Here is a 21,750-nt window from a genome sequence, read left to right as displayed (position 1 = left end):
CCGAAGATTCTTACATCAAACACGTATCACTGGAAATACGTTTGTTGCATATGTTTAATAACTTTATGCAATATCGGACTGTGCACCGCAGCGATTGGCCACGCCTCCCGCCCGGACTGCCGCCGACAGCGCCAACGCTCGCGGCAGGATCTGGGCACCATAGAATAGCGCCGTAGAAAGCTTGCTGCGATAAAACGGATCTGTCGTCCCTTCGGTCAGTTGCCGCTGACACACCAACGCCGCACGCGCCATCTGCCAGCCGCCATGCACAATGCCGGCCAGCATCAAATAGGGCACGCTTCCCGCATAGACCGCCCGCACATTGGATTGCGCCTGCTCCAGGATGAAAGTGACCGCAGCGTCATACCCCTGGATCGCCAGATCCAGATTGTCGCGCAGCAAATTCAGCCCGGCCCTGTCGTCAGGCTCGGCACGCGCCGCGGCGGTGTGCAGGGTCTGCAATGTGTCTTTCATGGCGGCAATGCACGCATAGGCCGTCGCGCCGCCGTCACGCAGAGTCTTGCGGCTGACCAGGTCATTGGCCTGGATCGCCGTGGTCCCCTCGTAAATCGGCAGAATGCGGGCGTCGCGATAGTACTGGGCTGCGCCGGTTTCCTCGATGAAACCCATCCCGCCATGCACCTGAACCCCTAGCGACGCCACCTCGACGGCAGACTCGGTCGAGAACCCCTTCACAATCGGGACCAGATACTCGTAAAAAGCGCGATTGCGGGCGCGCACGCCAGCGTCGGGATGATGTGTCCCCTTGTCATGCGCAGCGGCTGCCACAAAGGACACCGCTCTGGCCGCCTCTGTCAGGCCGCGCATGGTCAGCAACATGCGTTGCACGTCCGGGTGATGGACGATGGCCACCGGCCCAGCAGAGCCTTCGATCGCCCGGCCCTGCACCCGCTCACGCGCATAGGCCAGCGCATGCTGATAGGCTCGTTCGGACACGCCGATGCCCTGTTGCCCCACACCGAAGCGCGCAGCGTTCATCATGATGAACATGTATTCGAGGCCACGGTTCGGTTCACCCACCAAGTAGCCCACCGCCCCTTCGCCCGCATCACCCTTGCCCGAACCGTAAAGCAGAACGGCCGTGGGGCTGCCATGGATGCCGAGCTTGTGTTCCAGCGAGGCGCACCATACATCATTGCGAGGCCCGAGGCTGCCGTCCTGGTTGATCAGAAACTTCGGCACGATAAACAGCGAAATGCCCTTGACCCCGGCAGGAGCATCCGGCATGCGAGCCAGCACCAAATGAATGATGTTCTCTGCCAGATCGTGATCGCCATAGGTAATGAAAATTTTCTGGCCCGTCAGGCGATAGCTGCCGTCAGTCTGAGGCACTGCACGGGTAGCCACTTGCGCCAGGTCTGACCCGGCCTGCGGCTCCGTCAGGTTCATCGTGCCCGTCCATTTGCCCGCGATCAGATTCGGCACATAGGTCTGGCGTTGCGCTTCGGACCCCACTGTCAACAGGGCCTCGATCACGCCATCCGTCAACATGGGGCACAATGAAAACGCCAGATTGGCCGCCTGTAAATTCTCGCAAGGCGCCGCCGCTACCAATTTAGGCAGTCCCTGGCCGCCCCACTGTGCAGGATGCTGCAGGCCTTGCCAGCCGCTGGCTGCATAATCGGCGAATCCCTGCTTGAAACCCGGCGTCGTGGTCACCTGCCCGTCGTTCCACTGCGGTGCCTGAGTGTCGCCCGCGACGTTCAGCGGCGCAATGGCCTGCTCGGCAAAACGGGCGTTTTCGTCCAGAATCGCGTCCACCAGATCCGGTGTGACCTCCTCAAAACCCGGCAGCCGCAGAATCTCGTCCAGACCAGCCAGGTCCTTGAGCGCGAAGCGGAAATCCCGCAGTGGAGTGACGTAAGGCATTGTGTCTCCAGAATCAATTGGCGGTGGTGGTGCTCTCCTTGGCTAATCTTAAACCTTTCGCACCCTCCTTGTGAGCGAAGGCGGCAAAAGCGGGGGCAGACTCGGAAGGAGTCACCTCTTCGTAACCTGCCTCCATCGTCTGGCGCACCTCGGACTGCTCCAGCACCTGGTTCGTGGCCTCAAACAATGTCTGCACGACGGCTGGCGGCGTGCCTCGCGGGGCAAAAATGCCCCACCAATTGGTGACGTCGAAACCGGGTACCGTCGCCGCAATGGTCGGATAAGGCAGCAGCTTGGAGGGTTGTGCCGAGGTGACCGCCAGCGCCCGGGCCTTGCCTGTTTCGATCGCTGCCTTGGCCGATGGGGCCGTAGCAAAAGAAAGATCCGTATCCCCTGCCGCCACCGATTGCGTAGCCGCTGCGCCGCCCTTGAACGGAATATGCATGAATTTTGCCCCGCTCAACCCCATGAACTCCACTGCGGCCAGATGGGTGATGACGCCATTGCCTGACGAGGCGACGTTCAACTTGCCGGGTTGCTCACGCGCACGATCCAACAGATCTTTCACGCTATTGATGCCCAGCGCCGCATTCACAATCAAGACCATGGGGCCGGTCGTGAGCTGGGCTACGGGGACGAAGTTGTCGGCGGTGTAATCCACCTTGTATAGCGCGCTGTCGCTGCCCATGACGCTGGCGTTACCCAGATAAAGGGTATAGCCGTCTGCCGCGGCGCGCGCTACGAAGCTCGCTCCGATCGTCGAGCCCGCGCCAGGCCGGTTTTCTACGACGACAGGTTGTCCCAACACCTTGGCTAAATTATTGGCATAGACCCGTCCCACGTGATCGGCGCCTCCTCCTGGAGGAAAGCCGACGACCAGCGTAATCGGCTTCGTGGGATAGTTCGAGGCAGCCAGGGCTGGAGTCACCAGCGATCCGCTCAATAACGCCAGCGCACATCCTGCGGCACGCACAATACGATGCATGTTCATGTCGTTGTCTCCTTTTTATTCCAGCCTGTATAAAGGTGGCTGTTTTGGTCTTGATCGGCCTCATTGGCCGGTAAATCGGGCCTTGCGTTTTTCTTTCCATGCCAGGGCGCCTTCGGCGATGTCACGAGACCGCTCTGAGCGCAACACGGCTGCTTCAATTTCGGACACCTCCACATGTCCGCGAGCAATCAAGTTCAAATGCCGCTTTATTCCCAACAGGGCCAACGGCGCCATCCCGGTCAATTGCTCTGTCAGGGCGTTCAGCCGACTATCCAACTGATCGGCAGGCAGCATTTCCGTCAGCATGCCCATGTGCAGCATTTCTTCGGCCGTAATTTTCTCGGCCGTCAGAAATAAGCGCTTGGCATGATTCAGCCCGAGGCGGGTGACGTAACGCACCATGCCTCCCGCATAAAAATGCAGACCCAGCTTTGCCGCAGGCATGAACATATTGGCCTCGCGCGTGCCTAGCCGGAAATCGCAGGCCAGGCAAAGATCGGTCCCCCCGCCATAGACACCGCCTTGTACCGCTGCAATCGTTATCGGCCGCGCGGCCTCGATCAGATCAATCGTTTCTCCGAAATACAGGGAGCTGGGCGCACTGTCAGCTGCCAGCGAGGAAATGTCGTAGCCGCTGCAAAAGTACTTGCCCTCAGCCACAAAACGCAGCACCAAGACATGCTCATCGCTGTTCACGGTATCGAGGTGCTGACGCAATACGCCCAGATCTTGCGGACTCAGCCGGTTGGCAAACGCGGGTTTGGAAAACCGTATCGTCGCCACAGCTCCCTGCACCGTTAATTGAGGCGCATCTATGGGCGTGCTCATAGCGTCACCGCCATCGGGTCTGCCTGGTACGCCACTTTTTGCTGGAGCAAGCGATCGATTTCCTCGGCAGCCAAACCGAACGCCTCGAAAACATCACGCGTGTGCTGGCCAAATACAGGCGGAGCCTGCAATGCAGCCTCGTCAGAAGACGCGGCGCCGAGATCCAATGGCAAACCTACCTGTCGCAACTCACCCAACAATGGATGCTGCAAAGCCTTGACCAAGCCGCATGCCTGCACCTGCGGATCGGCAAAAACATCCTCCAAGGTATTGATCGGGCCAGCCGGAATACCGTTTTCGATCATGAGCGGGGTCCACTCCATGCGGGTTCTACGCATCAAGGCGGATTCCAGTTCCTGCTTCAGCTCATGCCTGTGCTGCATGCGATCCGCGTTGGAAAGGAAACGGGGATCGGAGACCAGATGCTCCATCCCCAGGATGTTGCACAGCTTGACCCACATCGCTTGCGTCGCCGGGGCCAAATTGAGCGGTCCGTCTGCCGTGTCAAAGGTGCCATAGGGCGCGATAACGGGATGAACGTTCCCGCAAGGCTGCGGCACCTCTCCCACGCTCAGATAGCGCTGACCTTGCACACTCAGCAGCGCCATCAGCCCGGCCAGCAAAGACGTTTCCACATGTTGGCCGCGGCCAGTGCGGCTGCGCTGCACGACTGCCGACAGAATGCCGATTACCAGCCATAGCCCAGCGGTCAAATCTCCAATAGCGGTCCCCACCCGCGTGGGGCCCGATTCCGCGGTGCCGGTCAAGCTCATGAAGCCCGAATAGCCCTGAGCAATCTGATCGAATCCTGCCCAATCTTTGGCTGGGCCGCGGCTGCCGAAGCCGGAAATCGACGCCATGATCAAAGCGGGATTCTCCGCAGCCAACTCGTCATAGCCCAGCCCCATGCGCTGCATCGTTCCGACTTTGAAATTCTCGACCACGATGTCGCACTGCAGAGCCAGCTTGCGTACCAGCGCCAAGCCTTCAGGATGCCGGAAATCGATTCCTATCCCTTTTTTACTGCGGTTTGCACTGAGATAATAAACGCTTATATCTCCGTCGAATGGCCCCCATTGCCGTACCATATCCCCATCGGGTGCTGGCTCGACCTTGATGACCTCGGCACCCAAGTCCCCGAGTATCATTGTGCTGAAGGGCCCCGACAGGGCTCGCGTCAAATCCAGCACTTTCAATCCGGCCAACGGCAGGCTCATGACATGTCTCCTTGTTGTATGGAGCTCATTCTAGGCAGTAGCAGTCAGACCAAAAAATACGATTTAACGATCAATCCATAAGATAAACTTATTTCAATGAATCTGCGGCAACTGAAATATTTCGTGCGGGTAGTCGAGATGCGCAACATGACGCGTGCGGCGGAAAGCCTGCACGTCGCGCAGCCTGCACTAAGCCAGCAGATGGCCTTGCTGGAGGAGGCGGTTGGCGTAGCTCTGCTGACCAGAGGAGTACGCGGCGTACAGCCAACGGCAGAAGGCCTGCTGCTATATCGGCACGCCCAGACCATATTGCGGCAGGTCGATGCCACGCGCAGCCTGCTGGCTCGTGCTGCCGATCAGATTACGGGAACAGTCTCTATCGGCCTGGCCTCCAGCACGGCCCGGATGTTATCGCTGCCCCTGATGCAGAGGGTCAAAGCCGAATTACCGTCGGTGGTACTAGAGATCGTGGATCTCCCGAGTGCGGACTTGACCAAACTCGTACTGCAAGGCCGTGTCGATTTTTCACTATCGCCAGATCAGCAGCCTATGCAAGGCTTGCAGCAAACGCCGTTGTTACTGGAAGACTTGTTCCTGCTCACTCATGCCGCACAGAAATTGCCGCGGCGCCGGCTGGCCATTGCAGACTTCCATCACATGCCTTTGATCCTGCCCAGCCTGCCGAATACGCTCAGGGCGCGCGTCGATCATGCCTTTCTGACTGCGCGGCTCACATGCAATCTGTTTGCAGAAGCCAGCACCTCCGCCATCCTGATTCCGGCGGTCCGCGAGGGCATCGCTGCCACCATCCTTCCCTACTCTGCCGCGCACTCCGATATTGCGCTCGGCATCATCAGCGCGCATGCGCTGGATATGGGACACCCCAGAGAGCTCGTGCTATGCGCCAGTGACAGCATGCCCGCTACGCCAGCCGTAGAGCGCGTCATTGAGCTATGCAAAGACGAAATCAAGAGGTTGATTTCCGCTCGGGTATGGCGCGGCTGCGAGGCCTTGTATTGAGTAGGCGCTTTTTGTCATGGGAAAGCTCCAGACAAAAAAGGCGTGCAAAACTGGAAGCCCAGTTCTGCACGCCCGTCTGGCGCACTGCGGTTATTTACAGCGCGTTAGCCAACTCGGGAACAACCGTGAACAAGTCACCGACCAGGCCGTAATCGGCCACGCCGAAGATTGGCGCTTCGGGGTCTTTGTTGATGGCGACGATGACCTTGGAGTCCTTCATGCCAGCCAAATGCTGGATGGCGCCCGAGATACCGACGGCCACGTACAGCTGCGGAGCCACGATCTTGCCGGTCTGGCCAACCTGCCAGTCGTTGGGCGCGTAACCCGCGTCAACGGCGGCACGCGAGGCACCCAGCGCAGCGCCGAGCTTGTCGGCCAGCGGATCGAGGATCTTGAAGTTTTCAGCGCTGCCCAGACCGCGGCCACCGGAGACGACCACGCGAGCGCCGGCCAGCTCAGGACGGTCGCTCTTGGCGACTTCGCGGCCCACGAACGAGGACTTGCCCGAATCGGCAACGGCTTCGATCGTTTCCACGGCACCCGAACCGCCGGTGGCGGCGACCGCGTCGAAACCCGTCGTACGGACAGTGATGACCTTCACGGCGTCGCTCGATTGCACCGTAGCGATGGCGTTACCGGCGTAGATCGGGCGTTGGAAGGTATCGGCAGACTCGACACCGATGATGTCGGAGACCTGTGCCACGTCGAGCTTTGCAGCCACGCGCGGAGCGACGTTCTTGCCCGAGGCGGTAGCCGGGAACAAGATGTGGCTGTAGTTCGACGCCACGGCCAGGACTTGGGCAGCCAGGTTTTCCGCCAGGCCGTCGGCCAGTTGCGGCGCATCGGCCAGCAGGACTTTCGCCACGCCAGCAGCTTGCGCGGCTTGATCAGCAACGGCTTTCGCGTTGCTGCCGGCGACCAGCACGTGGACGTCGCCGCCCAGCTTGGCAGCAGCAGCAATGGTATTCAGGGTAGCGCCCTTCAGTTGGGCGTTGTCGTGTTCGGCAATAACCAGCGTCGTCATCTTAGAGCACCTTCGCTTCGTTCTTGAGTTTGTCGACCAACGCAGCCACGTCGGCCACCTTGATACCAGCCTTGCGGGCAGGCGGCTCGGTGACTTTCAAGGTCTTCAGGCGAGGCGCCGCATCGACACCCAGATCCTCAGGGGTGACGGTGTCCAGCGGTTTTTTCTTGGCCTTCATGATGTTGGGCAGCGTGACGTAACGCGGCTCGTTCAGGCGCAGGTCGGTCGTGATGATGGCCGGCAGCGAGAGCTTGACCGTCTCCAGGCCACCGTCGACTTCGCGGGTCACCGTGACGCTGTCGCCTGCGACTTCGACCTTGCTGGCGAAAGTGGCTTGCGGCCAGTCCAGCAACGCAGCCAGCATCTGGCCGGTCTGGTTGGCGTCGTCGTCAATGGCTTGCTTGCCCAGGATGACCAGCTGCGGTTGTTCTTTTTCGACCAGGCCCTTGAGCAGCTTGGCCACGGCCAGCGGCTGGAGTTCGGCGTCGGTCTGCACCAGGATGCCTCGGTCGGCGCCGATGGCCATTGCCGTGCGCAGGGTTTCCTGGCATTGCGCAACGCCGCAAGAAACGGCGATCACCTCGGTGGCGCCGCCCTTTTCCTTCAAGCGCGTGGCTTCTTCGACGGCGATTTCGTCAAAGGGGTTCATGGACATCTTCACGTTCGCGATATCCACGCCCGTTTGATCCGATTTCACGCGTACCTTGACGTTATAGTCAACAACGCGCTTTACAGGTACCAGCACCTTCATCCAGCAGCCTCCTAAGCTTAAGAATAATAGACCGGCTATCGCCGGTCCCGCATTGCACAATTCGTTGATTCTACAACTTTGTGAGAGCCCGTAGATGAGCGACTACGCTGCGCGCCAGCGCTGACAAGTTGTAACCGCCTTCCAGCATGCTGACGATGCGGCCTTGCGCATGACGGTCAGCCACCTGCATGATCTGCTCGGTCATCCAACTGTAATCGGCTTCGACCAGCGCCATCTGGCCCATATCGTCCTCGCGGTGGGCATCAAACCCCGCGGAAATCAAAATCAACTCTGGCGCATGTGCCTCCAGGCGAGGCAACCAGGCGTCCTGCACCAACTCACGTACAGCCGCGCCCCCAGTATAGGCAGGAACCGGAACGTTGACCATATTGGCGGCCGGGCGCTCGGTCCCGCTATGAGGGAAAAACGGGTGCTGGAAAAAGCTGCACATCAATACCCGTTCGTCACCCGCAAACATCTCCTCAGTGCCGTTGCCGTGATGGACGTCGAAATCAATGATGGCCAGCCGCTGTACGCCGTATACGTGCATGGCGTGCTGCGCAGCGATCGCGATATTGTTCAGAAAGCAGAACCCCATCGCCACATCTGGACGGGCATGGTGACCCGGCGGACGCACCGAACAAAAAGCATTAGCCGCCTGCCCTTGCATTACCGCGTCCACCGCCGCAACGCCTGCCCCTGCGGCATGCAGTGCCGCCTCGTAGGTGTACGGGTTCATCAACGTGTCGGGATCGATCGCGTTATAGCTTTCGGCAGGTGAGCGCGACCGCAGGCCATCCAGGTGCCCTTCGGAATGCGCACGCAAAATCGCCTCGCGCGTCGCCGCAGGGGCTTGCTGCTCCGCCAGAAATGGCGCCAACCCGCTGACCAATAGTTGGTCGGCGATAGCATCCAGCCTCTCTGGGCATTCGGGGTGCCAACTGCCCATTTCATGCAGTTTGCACAGCGGATGGGTAAGATACATGGTCTCCATAAGGAAGATTATGTTCATCTGTCGGCGTTTCGTGCAAATCGGCACGGTATTCCTGGTATTGGCGGGTTGTGCAAACACCGCGCCCTCGGGCTCGTCCCAAGCCCAGACTCCCCCTAAGGCTCCAGCAGGCGTCACGCCTATACGCATAGGCCCCGCCCAGCCGACAGGCGAGCCCCCAGCGGCTCTCACCGCCAAAGGAACGTTGCGGCCCGAAGTCAAGGCCTTTGCAGAACGCTTGGCAGCCGAACGTAATTTGCCCTTGGCGCCTATCGAACAGGCCTTGACCGAGGCCCGCTACAACGCGACGGTGGCACGCTTGATCGCCCCGTCTCCGCCCGGGCGGAAAATATGGCGCAGCTGGAATACCTATCGTGCGCGGTTTGTCGAGCCCAAACGCATCAAATGGGGCGTGGAGTTCTGGCAGGAAAACCAGGCACTGCTGAACCAAGCGGCACAACGCTATGGCGTACCCGCCTCGATCATCGTATCCATCATCGGCGTGGAAACGCTGTACAGCCGCAACATGGGCAGCTTCAGTGTCCTGGATGCGCTCACCACGCTGGCCTTTGATTACCCCGACCCGAACAAGCCGGAGCGGGCCGAGATGTTCCGTGGGCAGCTGGCCGATTTCATTACCTTGTCGCTACAGGACAAGCTCGATATGAATGCCAAAGGCTCGTACGCCGGCGCGATAGGTATGCCGCAGTTCATGCCTGGCAGCATCATGCGTTACGCCGTCGATGGCGATGGCGATGGACATATCAGGTTGAACAGCAGCGTGAACGACGCTGTCATGTCGGTCGGCAATTTCCTGGTCGAGCACGGATGGCTGCGCGGACTGCCCGTTTTTGCCCCGGTGCTATTACCGGCCGACCCGTCCGCTCTGGCCACGGGCGGGCTCACTCCCACGCAAACCTGGCGCACCCTGCAGGCTGCCGGCGCCCGTGTGTCTGCGGGAGCCAGCACCGAAAGCTGGCAGGACCGCCCTCTCGGCGTCGTAGACCTGGTCGAAGAAGCACGGGGTACGGTGCAGTACCGCACAGCAACGCCGAACTTTTTTGCATTGACGCAGTACAACCGCAGCTATTTCTATGCGACGGCCGTCGCCGACTTGGCGGCCGAGCTGGAAACGCGCATGGGGCGCTAAGACACCGCGACAGGGGCTCGCAGCGACCTCGATTGCCCGATGAAAACAGGAGGGCGGTTCCCGCCCTCCTGTTTTGTGCCTTTAGCTTGCTGTCCCCGCGGTTTTTCGCCTCGGGCAACCAGCGAAAAGGCAGGATCAGGCAGATTTCTCGTTAAACACACCCGTAGACAGATACCGGTCGCCGCGGTCACAGACGATGAACACGATAGTGGCGTTCTCGACACGCTCAGACACGCGTAATGCCGCCACCAGCGCGCCTGCCGACGAGATACCACCGAAAATGCCTTCCTCGGCAGCCAGTCGGCGCGCCATGGTTTCCGCCTCGGATTGCTCGATGGACTCATACGCATCGACCAGTTTGCGGTCGAAAATCGCGGGCATATAGGCCTCGGGCCATTTGCGAATACCCGGAATCTGGGAACCCTCGGCGGGCTGCGCGCCTACGACTTGCACCTCGGGATTCTGGGATTTCAGGTAGGTCGAGACACCCATGATGGTGCCAGTGGTGCCCATCGCGCTGACAAAGTGCGTCACACGCCCTTCGGTCTGGTTCCAGATTTCGGGACCTGTGCCTTCGATGTGAGCTCGGGGGTTATCGGGGTTGGCAAACTGATCGAGGACCTTGCCTTTGCCTTCGTCTTGCATGGACATGGCCAGGTCTCGCGCATATTCCATGCCGCCCTTGTTGGCGGGGGTCAAAATCAGTTCGGCACCGTAGGCGGCCATGGCCGCGCGACGCTCCACCGACAGATTGTCCGGCATGATCAAGACCATGCGATAGCCGCGCATGGCCGCGGTCATTGCCAGCGCAATACCGGTATTGCCGCTGGTCGCCTCGATCAGCGTATCGCCCGGCTTGATTTCACCGCGCTCTTCGGCGCGCAAAATCATGGAAAGCGCCGGGCGGTCTTTGACCGAGCCTGCGGGATTATTGCCTTCCAGTTTGGCCAGGACGACGTTGCCTCGTGCCTGAGCGGCCGCGCTGGGGATACGCTGCAAACGAACCAGCGGCGTATTGCCGACGGTTTGTGCGATTGTGGGATATGAGAAAGTAGCCATGCAATCGATCATACCGCCGGATCCCTGACTGCGGGGATAAAGCCGAGACGGCGCCAGGGACACCCTATGGCGCGATAGGCGTCGCCTGGGGCAGCGAGGGCGCAAACTGCGGCATCGCAATCGAGTTGGGGCCGAGCACAGTCACACCTGCGCCAACGGTCAACCCGGCGGCGCGCAATCGCCCCAGACGTTTGCGCCCGATACCGCGCACGCGATCAGACAGGTCCTCTAGCGACTCGAAAAGGCCGGCGCGCTCACGCTCTTGTACGATGATCCTGGCGGTACGCGGGCCGACGCCATTGATCGCCTCGAGTTGCTCGACAGTAGCCATGTTCGCGTCCAAGGCGTGGGCAGGCATCGCAATCAGCGCCAAGCCGCCCGCGAGTGCAACACGGCCGAGCGCACGCGCCCAACGCCGACGTACCACCGGCGGGCTGTCGGCGCCAGGGCGAGAACGCCCCGCAAATAGCCGCCGCACGGGGCGACGCAGAACAGAATAAGACAGGGGTTGCGTCGGTATAGCAACGGGGACATGCAAAAAAGGATTCAAGGTCAGGCTCCGTATCAAACGGCAGGACGAACCGTCCGCCAGCCCACTCATGATGCCCATTGCAAGCCCCGCCAAGTCGGAGAGTGAATGGAAAAATCACCCTCGGAAACTACGTACGAGGAATGGCTACGCCTGACGTGCGCGCCAATATTTCACGTACTCGGCCACGCCCGTTTGCACATCCCGCATCGGTGCCGTAAAGCCCGCGGCGCGCAGCTGCGTCGCATCCGCGCGCGTATAGCTTTGATAACGGCCTTTGAGATCGTCGGGGAACGGGATATAGCGCAACAGTCCCTGCTCGACCAGTTTTTCCAGTGGCAAAGGCGCCTCTCCGCGCTCGGCGCGCAAGGCATTGACGACCGCAGCCGCCACGTCATTGAACGGCTGCGCGCGCCCTGTTCCGCAGTTAAAGATACCCGACGTTTCCGGATGATCCAGAAAATGCAGATTGACCGCGACGACATCGTCCACCGAGATGAAATCACGGCTCTGGCCGCCGTCTTCATAACCATCCCAGCCCGCGAACAAACGGACGTGCCCCTCGGCCAGGAATTGATTCATGTTGTGAAAGGCCACCGACGCCATACGGCCTTTGTGTTGTTCATGCGGACCGTAGACGTTGAAATAGCGCAGGCCCACGACCTGCGCAGTCAACGAAGGCATGCGCTTGCGCAGCACCTGGTCGAACAACAGCTTGGAGTAACCGTAAACATTCAACGGACGTTCGTTGGCCGGATCCTCCACATATACCGATGAGCCGCCATAGACCGCCGCGGAGGACGCATACAGGAACGGCACGCGTTGAGCCTGACAATACTCAAAGAGCTCCAGCGTGACCCGGTAGTTGTTATCCATCATGTACCGCCCGTTGCGCTCGGTAGTGTCCGAGCATGCCCCTTGGTGCAAGACGGCCTGCAAGGGCGGCAAAGAGCCTGCGAGTACGCGACGGCGAAACTCGTCCTTATCCAGATAGTCTGCAATCTGCAGGTCGACCAGATTCAGGAATTTGTCGCCTTCGGTCAGATCATCGACCGCGATAATGTCCGTAATACCGCGCCGATTCAGGCCACGTACGAGATTGTTGCCGATGAAACCGGCGGCGCCTGTAACGACAATCATGAGGATGCTCCTGCGAGTTCTGCGGCGGTGACGACGGACGTCCCCAGTTTGCCCACGACGATGCCGCCGGCACGGTTGGCCCACGCCATGGCTTGTTCCCAGGGCTGGCCAATCGCGCGCATCGCCGCCAAGGTCGCCAGCACGGTATCGCCTGCGCCAGACACGTCGAACACCTCGTGTGCCTGGGCGTCGACATGTTCGCGGCCTGCCGCGGTAAAAAGTGTCATACCCTGCTCGGAACGCGTCACCAGCAGAGCCTCGAGATCGAGATCTTCGCGCAATCGCTGCGCGCGTTCGGTCAGTTGAGATTCGGTGGTCCAGCGCCCTACCGCCTGTTGCATTTCGGCCCGGTTGGGCGTGACCAGCGTCGCACCACGATAACGCGTGTAATCGTCGCCCTTGGGATCAACCAACACCGGGACACCGGCCGCGCGCGCCAATGCAATCAGCGCCTCGACCCGATCGAGTGCGCCTTTGGCGTAATCGGACAGGACCAGCACATCATGATGCGCGAGATGACGCGCCACGCGCGCATCCAGATCGTCCAGCGTCGCATTAGCAGGATGCTGTTCGAAATCGACGCGCAACAATTGCTGTTGCCGTCCCAGAACCCGCATTTTGAGGGTTGTGGGATTTTCCGCGTCGGCAGACAGGTCGGCATTGATGCCCGCCTGTGTCGACAGGTTGATAATGCTGTCGCCAGCCTCGTCTTTTCCAACGATGCCCACCAAGGTTGCCTGGCCGCCGAGCGCGACCACGTTGCGCGCCACGTTAGCCGCGCCGCCTAGACGGTCTTCGCGCCGAGCCACCCGCACCACGGGAACCGGAGCCTCAGGAGAAATGCGATCGACTTCGCCGAACCAATAGCGGTCCAGCATGACGTCGCCCACAACCAGCACACGGCTGCGCGTCATCGCTTCGGTGGGAAATGCGTTCATTCAAGTTCTTCCAAACGCCGTGGTGCATAGGTCTCCCACCCATTGCACCCCGGACATTGCCAATAATAGCGCCGAGCCTGAAAGCCGCAGGTGCGGCAGGCGTAGCGATCCAACCGCTGGGTGTGTTTGTGGATCAGGCTGCGCAACAGACTCAGATCCGCACCCCGCACAGGCCCTTGTTCTTGATCCTGCTGGCTGCCGTCGGTGCTGCTGAGCTCCGCCTCCAGCAAGCGATCCAGCCCCAATAGCGAAGGATGGTGCCGCAGCGCGCCCCGGGCAAAGGCCCAGGCAGGCGCCGCCCCCTGCTGGACACGCAACTCGCGAAAGACCACGTTGAACAGATCCAACGAGGCATAACGGGCATACTGTTTTTGCAGTACGTCCAGCCCCTCGGCCGCCTGCCCGGCATTGCGGTAATTGGCTAGCAGCTGCTCGGCGACTTGGCCGGCAAATTCGGGCGCATCGGCCAGAATGGATTCCAGATACATGCGCTCGCGCTTGAGGTCTCCCTCGAGCTGAGCCAGCCGGGCGCGCAGCATGGCTGTGCGGACCTTGGCTGCCTTGCTGGCGGACTCGCCCTGCCCGGCCTGTTTGGCAGCGTGATCAGCCGCATCCAGGGCAGTGTGCGCGGCATCGGCGTCAAAGGGCTTGGCCGCCAATGCCATCTGGGCCTGCTCGCAGTAATAATGCACGATTTGCGGGACGGGCTCGTCAACCAGACCCTGCAAGGTCTTGACCGCCTCGATCGCCCTCGGCCAGTCATGCTCGGACTCGTAGATACGAATCAGAGACCGCAGTGCCGGCAACGCATAACGTGTGTCTTTCAGTTGTTCAAAGGCGCTTTCCGCGCGGTCCAGCATGCCGGCCTTGAGGAAATCATGCGCCAGCTCGTGCTGAGCGTGTTCGCGCTCGGCCTCGGGCAAATCGGAGCGGCTCAGCAGGCTCTGGTGCACACGAATGGCGCGTTCCATCTCGCCCCGGCGGCGAAACAGGCTGCCCAGGGCAAAGTGCAATTCGGTCGTTTCGGGATCGAGCTTGGCCACCTCGACAAAGGCGTCGATGGCGCGATCAGGCTGCTCGTTGAGCAGGAAGTTCAGCCCCTTGAAATAGGAATCTGGCAGCGTTCGCGTTTCGCGCAGCATTTGCCGAAAATCGAAACGCGCTGCCAACCACCCCAGCGCAAACAGCACTGGCACAAAAATTAACCACCAAGGTTCGAAGTCCACGCGTCGAGCTCTGTAGCAGGAGGAAGAAAAGGACGCTGCTTACAGCGGCGACATGGGAGCAATCGCCTCGGGCGCGATTTCGGGCGTCGTCCCGTTGGCCGCTGCCTGCAAACGCTCAAGCTCGCGACGCAAGCGCAAGGCCTCGCGGCGGCGGCGCATCGCCGCCGGCACGGTCAGCAACAGGCCGAACACGGTGCCCACGACAAAGGTCACCAACATCACGACAATAAGCGGTACATCTTGCACCACATAGTCGGCATAGAAATTTACTGCGACCGGCCCGGTGTTCTTCAGCGCGAACATCAGCACCGCAATAAAGACGAGCAATCGCAGTGCCCAGATAAGGTAGCGCATGGCGCATGCTCCAGAATATTCAAGACTTTCAATTGTAAGCGGAAGCGGGCTCAGTCCGTGCGTACCAAGGGAAACGCCACGCCAGCGCAATTTCCGCGCCCCACGACAGCAGACTGGGCACAGCCCAATCCTGAAGCGTTCAGTAAATACCCCTAAGAATGCCAAAGCCCCTTGAATGCCGCAAGACATTCAAGGGGCTCGGTATATCTATCGGGACAGCCTGGCACATGACACGGCTGCGCACCTGACCACACTACATGACGTGCATGCCAAGCAATGTAGGCATAGGATCGTCCGAAATACCCTCAGACGATGATGCGTCAGCATTGTCAGTCACTTGATCAACCCGCTCGCGCAGTTCCTTGCCGGCTTTGAAATGCGGCACCTGTTTACCAGGCACCAGCACCTGCTCGCCGGACTTGGGATTGCGTCCGATGCGGGGTGAGCGCTGCGACAACGAAAAGCTGCCAAATCCACGGATCTCGATGCGCTGACCCGAGGCGAGCGCCTGGGCCATTGCGTCGAGCATGGTCTTGACCGCGTAATCGGTGTCGCGGGCGGCCAGCTGGGGATAGCGGGCCGCCAATGCGGCGATCAGCTCCGACTTGGTCACTATTAGCCGTCGTTACGCTGTTGATCCAGCTTGGCCTTGAGCAGCGCGCCCAGGTTGGTCGTACCCGAGGAAGCGCTGGCTTCGGACATACGCTGCAACGTGTCGGCGGTCTCGGCGTTGTCGCGAGCCTTGATCGACAGCTGGATCGAACGCGTCTTGCGATCGACGTTGACGATCATGGCTTCGACGTTCTGGCCTTCCTTGAGCACGGTGGTCGCGTCTTCGACACGGCCAGCCGAGATTTCGGAAGCACGCAGGTAGCCTTCGACGTCAACCGACAACGTCACCACGGCGCCCTTGGGCTCGACCGACTTGATCACGCCCGGCACTACAGCGCCCTTGTCGTAGGTAGCAACGAAGTTGTTGAAGGGGTCGCCTTCCAACTGCTTGATACCCAGCGAGATGCGTTCTTTGTCGGTGTCGATGCCCAGAACCACGGCTTCGAGTTCGTCGCCCTTCTTGAAGTTGCGAACGGCTTCTTCGCCGGTCTCGGCCCACGACAGGTCGGACAGATGAACCAGGCCATCGATACCGCCGGGCAGACCCACGAACACGCCGAAGTCGGTGATCGACTTGATGGCGCCGCGGACCTTGTCACCACGCTTGAAGTTCGTAGCGAACTCTTCCCACGGGTTTTGACGGCATTGCTTCATGCCCAGGGAGATACGACGACGGTCTTCGTCGATTTCCAGGACCATGACTTCGACTTCTTCGCCCAGGGTCACGACCTTGCGCGGATCGACGTTCTTGTTGGTCCAGTCCATTTCGGAAACGTGCACCAGACCTTCGATGCCGGCTTCGACTTCGACGAACGCACCGTAGTCGGTCAGGTTGGTAACCTTGCCGAACAGACGGGTGCCCTGCGGGTAACGACGGGCCAGGCCCACCCACGGGTCTTCGCCCAGTTGCTTGACGCCCAGCGAGACGCGGCTCTTTTCCTGGTCGAACTTGAGGACCTTGGCTTCGACTTCCTGGCCCACTTGCAGGACCTCGGAGGGGTGACGCACGCGGCGCCATGCCATGTCGGTGATGTGCAGCAGGCCGTCGATGCCGCCCAGGTCAACGAACGCACCGTAGTCGGTGATGTTCTTGACCACGCCCTTGACCACTGCGCCTTCGTGCAGGGTTTCGAGCAGTTTCTGGCGCTCTTCGCCCATGCTGGCTTCCAGCACTTGGCGGCGCGACAACACGACGTTGTTACGCTTGCGATCGAGCTTGATGACTTTGAATTCGAGGGTCTTGCCTTCGTACGGGGTGGTGTCCTTGACGGGACGCAGATCAACCAGCGAGCCGGGCAGGAATGCACGGATGCCGTTGGTCATGACGGTCAGGCCGCCCTTGACCTTGCCGGTGATGGTGCCGGTGACCAATTCGCCGTTTTCGAGGGCTTGTTCCAGTTGCAGCCAGGCCGACAGGCGCTTGGCGCGGTCACGCGACAGAATGGTGTCGCCGTAGCCGTTTTCCAGGGAATCGATAGCCACCGAGACGAAATCGCCAGGTTGCACTTCGAGCTCGCCCTGGTCGTTCAGGAACTCTTCCAGGGGGATCAGCGCTTCGGACTTCAGGCCGGCATTGACGACGACGAAGTTGTGATCAACGCGCACGACTTCAGCGCTGATGACTTCGCCGGACTTCATGTCCTGGCTCTTGAGGCTCTCTTCGAAGAGGGCGGCAAAGCTTTCGCCGGTGGCGGGAGTGGAAACGGAAGACATTGAGTTGAAATCCATTGGGCCAAAATGGCCATTAAAAACACACCGAAGCGGATCGCCCGCAACAGTGGAGTGAATGAACCCGGCAGTGCCCATATGCCCCAGGCAAACGCCTGTCAGCTACGAGCCGCCACCAGGGACGGAAAACCAAAAACGGTTAAACCTGCTGCCAAAAACCGAGCACTGCCTGCACGGTCTGCTCGATCGTCAGAGCCGACGAATCAAGCACATGTGCATCAACGGCCGGCACGAGAGGCGCTACGCTGCGCTGCATATCGCGCGCATCACGTTCGCGCATATCGCGCAGAAGGTCGTTAAGATTAGCAGAAATTCCCTTTTCGATCAACTGCTTACAACGCCTTTGCGCGCGCGCCTCGACGTCGGCCACCAGAAATACCTTCAGGGCCGCATCCGGAAACACCACGGTGCCCATGTCCCGGCCATCGGCCACCAGGCCGGGGGCCACGCGAAATGCCCGCTGGCGCTCGAGCAAAGCCTGCCGCACAGCGGGATAGGCCGCGATACGCGAGGCGAAATTACCGACTTGTTCCTGGCGAATGGCCTCGCTCGCGTCGCTGCCCTCGAGCAGGATCCGGTCGCCCTCAAAGCAGACATCCAGCCCTCGGGCCACCTCTGCCACACCCGTCTCGTCCTCGGCAGGCAGCCCGCGATTCAGGGCCGCCAACGCTGTCAGGCGATACAAGGCTCCGCTATCCAGGATGGCCCACCCCAACGCCCGCGCCACGCGATGCGCGATGGTCCCCTTGCCCGAGGCCGTGGGCCCGTCGATGGCAATCACAGGGATCCGCGCCGCAGGGTTCCCCACAGAGGGGTCAGAGTCTGTCGTCATATCAGTTCGCACCATCACCGGACACCAGCCCGGCATATACATCAAAATAATCGGGGAAGGTCTTGCTCACGCAGCCAGGATCCAGAATACGCACCGCGGCCGGCCCAAACGCCGCCAACGAAAAACACATCGCCATGCGGTGATCGTCCCAGGTGCCGATATGCGCATCACGCCAGCCATCCTCGGCAGGAGGCGTCACCTGGAGCCAGTCCGGCCCAGAGGTCACCACCGCACCCAATTTGGTCAATTCGGTGTGCATGGCATGAATACGGTCAGTTTCCTTGACTCGCCAACTGCCGATATTACGCAACCGGCACGGACCATCGGCGAACAATGCCAGGGCGGCGGCCGTCATGGCGGCATCCGGAATCAAATTGAAATCCGTATCAAAGGCTTTCAGCCGCTCGCCCCGATCCACGCGAATGCCACGCGACTCGATCCAATCGGGCCCATACTCAATGTGCGCGCCCATCTCTGCCAGAGTCTGCGCAAAGGCGACATCCCCCTGGATGCTGTTCGCCCCCACGCCAGTCACCCGCAGCGGGCCGCCGCCGATCGCGCCCAGCGCCAGGAAATACGACGCCGACGAGGCGTCTCCCTCGACAGCGATCGATCCCGGACTGAGATAGGCCGCACCGGCCTCGATCGTGAATCGCTGCCAACCGTCGCGACGCACCTGCACGCCATAGCGCGCCATCAAATTCAACGTGATTTCAATATAGGGCTTGGAAATCAGTTCGCCGATCACCTCGATGACGACCGGTTGATCGCTTTCCTGAGCCAGCACTGGAGCAGCCAAGAGCAACGCCGTCAGAAACTGGCTGGACACAGCGCCCTGTACGCTGGCAGGAGCTCCCGCACGAATCGTCCCAGCGCCGATTTCCAAGGGGGGATATCCCTCCTGGCCTGCATAATTGATCTCGGCTCCCCATTGCCGCAACGCATCGACCAGATCGCCAATGGGCCGCTCGTGCATACGTGGCACACCCGACAAGCGATACTGCCCGCCCATCAAGGCTAACGCGGCCGTCAGCGGGCGAAACGCCGTGCCCGCATTACCCAGGAACAGATCAGCTTGCTTTACCGGAAAACGGCCTGCGCCGGAAACGGTTACATTGCCCGATCCTCTGTCTGTAACCTCAACTCCGAGCTGTCGCAGCGCGTCCAACATCACGCGCGTATCGTCCGAATCCAGCAAGCCCGAGATATCCGTGCGCCCGGCGGCCAATGCGGCCAACAGCAGTACACGATTGGAAATACTCTTAGAGCCTGGCAAGGCCAGCTGGCCGCGCGCCTGCCGTGCGCGGGGCAAATCAAGAAATGGCTGTCCGGCCATGAACTACTCCTTGCGCCAATTGCGGCGCGCCTGAGCGGCCTGCAACAGCATTTCCTCGAGAGCCGCGCCGTCGCCATCGGCCATGGCGCGCTCCATCTGATCCAACACCCCTCGGACGGCCGTCAACTCGGTACGTAACGCGTCACGATTAGAGAGAAAAATGTCGCGCCACATCTCGGGCGAACCCGCGGCAATACGGGTGAAATCACGAAAACCCGACCCAGCCAGCGATAACCGCAGCGCGGCATCATCAGCGTTGGCAACCTGCGCCATATACGCAGCCGCCAGCAAATGCGGCATATGGCTGACCGATCCCAGCACACGATCGTGCGATTCGGCGTCCATCTCGATCACGCGTGCTCCGCACGCGCGCCATAAGTCACGCACATGTGCGGTCGCCGCCGGGGCGTTTTCTGGCACAGGCGTCAAAATCACTGTGCGATCCCGGTATAACCCCGCATCCGCCGCCGAAGGGCCACTGCGCTCTGCGCCCGCAATCGGATGGCCAGGAACAAATTGACCGATACGATCCCCCAACGCCGCGCGCGCCGCCTGCACGACTTCAACTTTGGTACTGCCGGCATCCGTCAATACGGTATCGGAGCGCAAATGCGGACGCAACTGCGCCAGTATCGCGGCCAGCCCGCCTACCGGCGTCGACAGCAAAATCACATCGGCCTGCGCGGCCGCCTGTTCCGGTGTCGCCACCGCATCGATCAGTCCCAACGCCTGGGCCTGCGCCAGCGACTGCGCATTGCGCCCTACCCCCAGCACCTGGCCCACCTGTCCGGCACGACGCAGTGCCAGCGCGGCCGAACCGCCGATCAACCCCACACCGACGACGGCCAGCACAGGAATCAGGGGGCCATCGGCCCCCTGTGCAACGGACGCAGAAGTTTCGCGTGTCATGCCGCCAGAATTTCCGTCAAGGCAGCGATGAAACGCTGGTTTTCCTCAGGCAGGCCGACGGTAACACGCAGCCATTCGGGCAAACCGTCGCCCGCGACCGGACGCACAATCACGCCACGCTTGAGCAACTCCAGATTGATACGCGCGGCATCGCCGACGTGGACCAGCACAAAATTGCCATAGCTGGGCACATAACGCAGCGACAGCCTATCAAAGGCCTCAGACAACTGCTGTTTGCCAGCCTTGTTCAGGGCATAAGAACGCTCTAGATAGTCTTTATCAGCGAGCGCTGCTATCGCAGCCGCTTGGGCCAGCGTATTTACGTTAAAAGGCTGGCGGACGCGGTTCAGCAAATCGGTCAAGACCGGTTGCGCAACGGCAAAGCCCACACGCAGCCCCGCCAAACCGTAGGCTTTGGAAAATGTGCGCGACACAATCAAATTGGGATATTGACGAACTAACGCCACGCTATCGAAGCGGAGCTCGGGATCCAGATATTCGTTGTAGGCCTCGTCCAGCACCACCGTCACACGGTCGCCGTGAGCCGCATGCACACGCTCCAGGAAAGCGGCAATTTCCGCACCGGGTACAAAGGTTCCCGTGGGATTGTTAGGGTTGGCGATGAATACCAGGCGGGTGTCATCAGCGATCGCCGCAAACATGGCGTCCAGATCGTGACCGTAATCACGCGCCGGGACCTGAATATGCCTCGCGCCACGGGCCTGCGTGGCCAAGCGGTACACCGTAAAGGCATGCTGGGCGTAGACCGACGACGTTCCGGATTCCAGCAGTGCCAGCGCAGCAATCTCCAGAATGTCGTTCGAGCCGTTGCCGAGCGTAATCCAGTTGGGGGGAACGCCATAGCGCTTGGCCAAAGCCGCCTTCAGGTCAAAGCCATTGGGATCCGGATAGCGTGCCAAGGAGTTGGCCGCGGCAACCAGTGCCTCACGCGCCGATGCCGGCATGCCCAGCGGGTTTTCATTCGACGCCAACTTGATGATGGTCGCCGGGTCCAGACCGAACTCGCGGGCGAGTTCTTCGATGGGCTTGCCCGCCTGGTAGGGTGCGATAGCGCTGACGTGAGCAGGAGCGGTCAACGACTTGATTGCGGTAGTCATGAGTATGCGCGAGAGCTAAGAAAGTGACTGCGGAGCCGCAACAGCACTGCGGCAAAATCAATGATGGGCACTACGGAAATCGCAATGGGCCAGGTGCAGATGCACCT

At 60.7% G+C, this 21,750-nt stretch carries 21 protein-coding genes; 2 read left to right on the top strand and 19 right to left on the bottom strand.

Translation table 11 applies throughout. The features are described from left to right. Positions 1 to 63: 63 nt before the first annotated feature. Genes CAL20_RS08695 through CAL20_RS08680 form a run of 4 tightly spaced genes read right to left on the bottom strand, consistent with a single transcriptional unit; the run spans position 64 to position 4,926 of the window. Positions 64 to 1,890 (bottom strand): acyl-CoA dehydrogenase, encoded by a 1,827-nt coding sequence (locus CAL20_RS08695; RefSeq protein WP_094820416.1) that lies wholly within the window; start codon positions 1,888 to 1,890, stop codon positions 64 to 66. 13 nt (positions 1,891 to 1,903) lie between these two features. Further along, the gene (locus CAL20_RS08690; RefSeq protein ID WP_094837647.1) at positions 1,904 to 2,881 is read right to left on the bottom strand and encodes a Bug family tripartite tricarboxylate transporter substrate binding protein; all 978 of its coding nucleotides are present in this window, start codon (positions 2,879 to 2,881) and stop codon (positions 1,904 to 1,906) included. Positions 2,882 to 2,941: 60 nt separating this feature from the next. Then, on the bottom strand, positions 2,942 to 3,709 hold the full coding sequence (locus tag CAL20_RS08685) for an enoyl-CoA hydratase/isomerase family protein (protein ID WP_094820414.1): 768 nt from the start codon (positions 3,707 to 3,709) through the stop codon (positions 2,942 to 2,944). Continuing rightward, on the bottom strand, positions 3,706 to 4,926 hold the full coding sequence (locus CAL20_RS08680; RefSeq protein ID WP_094820413.1) for a CaiB/BaiF CoA transferase family protein: 1,221 nt from the start codon (positions 4,924 to 4,926) through the stop codon (positions 3,706 to 3,708). Before CAL20_RS08680 ends, CAL20_RS08685 begins: the two co-directional genes overlap by 4 nt. A 96-nt stretch (positions 4,927 to 5,022) precedes the next feature. Here CAL20_RS08680 and CAL20_RS08675 point away from each other — a divergent pair, with 96 nt between their 5' ends. Further along, positions 5,023 to 5,946: a LysR substrate-binding domain-containing protein gene (locus CAL20_RS08675; RefSeq protein ID WP_094837646.1), complete on the top strand. Its 924-nt coding sequence runs from the start codon at positions 5,023 to 5,025 to the stop codon at positions 5,944 to 5,946. Between the two features lie 94 nt (positions 5,947 to 6,040). On the opposite strand, the gene CAL20_RS08670 is transcribed toward CAL20_RS08675, so the two are convergent. The 3 genes from CAL20_RS08670 to CAL20_RS08660 all read right to left on the bottom strand — a co-directional run bounded on the left by CAL20_RS08670 (position 6,041) and on the right by CAL20_RS08660 (position 8,715). Next, on the bottom strand, positions 6,041 to 6,970 hold the full coding sequence (locus CAL20_RS08670; RefSeq protein ID WP_094837645.1) for an electron transfer flavoprotein subunit alpha/FixB family protein: 930 nt from the start codon (positions 6,968 to 6,970) through the stop codon (positions 6,041 to 6,043). Position 6,971: 1 nt separating this feature from the next. Then, positions 6,972 to 7,721, bottom strand: a complete 750-nt coding sequence (locus CAL20_RS08665; RefSeq protein WP_094820410.1) for an electron transfer flavoprotein subunit beta/FixA family protein — start codon at positions 7,719 to 7,721, stop codon at positions 6,972 to 6,974. Between the two features lie 70 nt (positions 7,722 to 7,791). Then, a complete protein-coding gene (locus tag CAL20_RS08660; RefSeq protein WP_094837644.1) occupies positions 7,792 to 8,715 on the bottom strand; it encodes a histone deacetylase family protein in 924 nt (307 codons plus the stop codon). A gap of 10 nt (positions 8,716 to 8,725) precedes the next feature. On the opposite strand from CAL20_RS08660, the gene mltB reads away from it, so the two are divergent. Continuing rightward, on the top strand, positions 8,726 to 9,862 hold the full coding sequence (gene mltB, locus CAL20_RS08655) for a lytic murein transglycosylase B (RefSeq protein ID WP_094820409.1): 1,137 nt from the start codon (positions 8,726 to 8,728) through the stop codon (positions 9,860 to 9,862). 135 nt (positions 9,863 to 9,997) lie between these two features. Here the strand turns inward: mltB and cysM are convergent, their stop codons facing one another. From cysM to hisC, 12 genes are all read right to left on the bottom strand, one after another. Next, positions 9,998 to 10,921, bottom strand: coding sequence for a cysteine synthase CysM (gene cysM / locus CAL20_RS08650; RefSeq protein ID WP_094820743.1), 924 nt, complete (start codon positions 10,919 to 10,921; stop codon positions 9,998 to 10,000). 64 nt (positions 10,922 to 10,985) lie between these two features. Further along, the gene (locus tag CAL20_RS08645) at positions 10,986 to 11,471 is read right to left on the bottom strand and encodes a ComEA family DNA-binding protein (RefSeq protein WP_256981392.1); all 486 of its coding nucleotides are present in this window, start codon (positions 11,469 to 11,471) and stop codon (positions 10,986 to 10,988) included. Positions 11,472 to 11,597: 126 nt separating this feature from the next. Next, the gene (gene rfaD, locus CAL20_RS08640) at positions 11,598 to 12,590 is read right to left on the bottom strand and encodes an ADP-glyceromanno-heptose 6-epimerase (RefSeq protein WP_094820408.1); all 993 of its coding nucleotides are present in this window, start codon (positions 12,588 to 12,590) and stop codon (positions 11,598 to 11,600) included. Next, complete coding sequence (rfaE1, locus tag CAL20_RS08635) at positions 12,587 to 13,528, bottom strand: D-glycero-beta-D-manno-heptose-7-phosphate kinase (RefSeq protein ID WP_094837643.1); 942 nt, start codon at positions 13,526 to 13,528, stop codon at positions 12,587 to 12,589. Before rfaE1 ends, rfaD begins: the two co-directional genes overlap by 4 nt. Next, complete coding sequence (lapB, locus tag CAL20_RS08630) at positions 13,525 to 14,754, bottom strand: lipopolysaccharide assembly protein LapB (protein ID WP_094820406.1); 1,230 nt, start codon at positions 14,752 to 14,754, stop codon at positions 13,525 to 13,527. The genes rfaE1 and lapB overlap by 4 nt, the downstream gene beginning before the upstream one ends. Before the next feature lie 39 nt (positions 14,755 to 14,793). Then, complete coding sequence (locus tag CAL20_RS08625) at positions 14,794 to 15,108, bottom strand: LapA family protein (protein ID WP_094820405.1); 315 nt, start codon at positions 15,106 to 15,108, stop codon at positions 14,794 to 14,796. Positions 15,109 to 15,361: 253 nt separating this feature from the next. After that, entirely contained in the window at positions 15,362 to 15,721 is a 360-nt protein-coding gene (locus CAL20_RS08620) for an integration host factor subunit beta (RefSeq protein WP_094820404.1), read from the bottom strand. Between the two features lie 2 nt (positions 15,722 to 15,723). Next, positions 15,724 to 17,433, bottom strand: a complete 1,710-nt coding sequence (rpsA, locus tag CAL20_RS08615) for a 30S ribosomal protein S1 (protein WP_176456462.1) — start codon at positions 17,431 to 17,433, stop codon at positions 15,724 to 15,726. A gap of 154 nt (positions 17,434 to 17,587) precedes the next feature. Further along, complete coding sequence (cmk, locus tag CAL20_RS08610; RefSeq protein WP_094837642.1) at positions 17,588 to 18,280, bottom strand: (d)CMP kinase; 693 nt, start codon at positions 18,278 to 18,280, stop codon at positions 17,588 to 17,590. Position 18,281: 1 nt separating this feature from the next. Continuing rightward, positions 18,282 to 19,616 carry a 3-phosphoshikimate 1-carboxyvinyltransferase gene (gene aroA, locus CAL20_RS08605; protein ID WP_094837641.1) on the bottom strand — a complete coding sequence of 445 codons (1,335 nt, stop codon included), beginning with the start codon at positions 19,614 to 19,616 and terminating at the stop codon, positions 18,282 to 18,284. Between the two features lie 3 nt (positions 19,617 to 19,619). After that, on the bottom strand, positions 19,620 to 20,525 hold the full coding sequence (locus CAL20_RS08600) for a prephenate dehydrogenase (protein ID WP_094837640.1): 906 nt from the start codon (positions 20,523 to 20,525) through the stop codon (positions 19,620 to 19,622). Beyond that, positions 20,522 to 21,643 carry a histidinol-phosphate transaminase gene (gene hisC / locus CAL20_RS08595; RefSeq protein ID WP_094820399.1) on the bottom strand — a complete coding sequence of 374 codons (1,122 nt, stop codon included), beginning with the start codon at positions 21,641 to 21,643 and terminating at the stop codon, positions 20,522 to 20,524. The genes CAL20_RS08600 and hisC overlap by 4 nt, the downstream gene beginning before the upstream one ends. Between the last annotated feature and the right edge of the window lie 107 nt (positions 21,644 to 21,750).

The organism is Bordetella genomosp. 4, from assembly GCF_002261185.1.
Taxonomy (GTDB): domain Bacteria; phylum Pseudomonadota; class Gammaproteobacteria; order Burkholderiales; family Burkholderiaceae_B; genus Bordetella_A.
The sequence above is the reverse complement of the archived record's forward strand: the minus strand, read 5'-3'. Positions and strand labels throughout refer to the sequence as shown.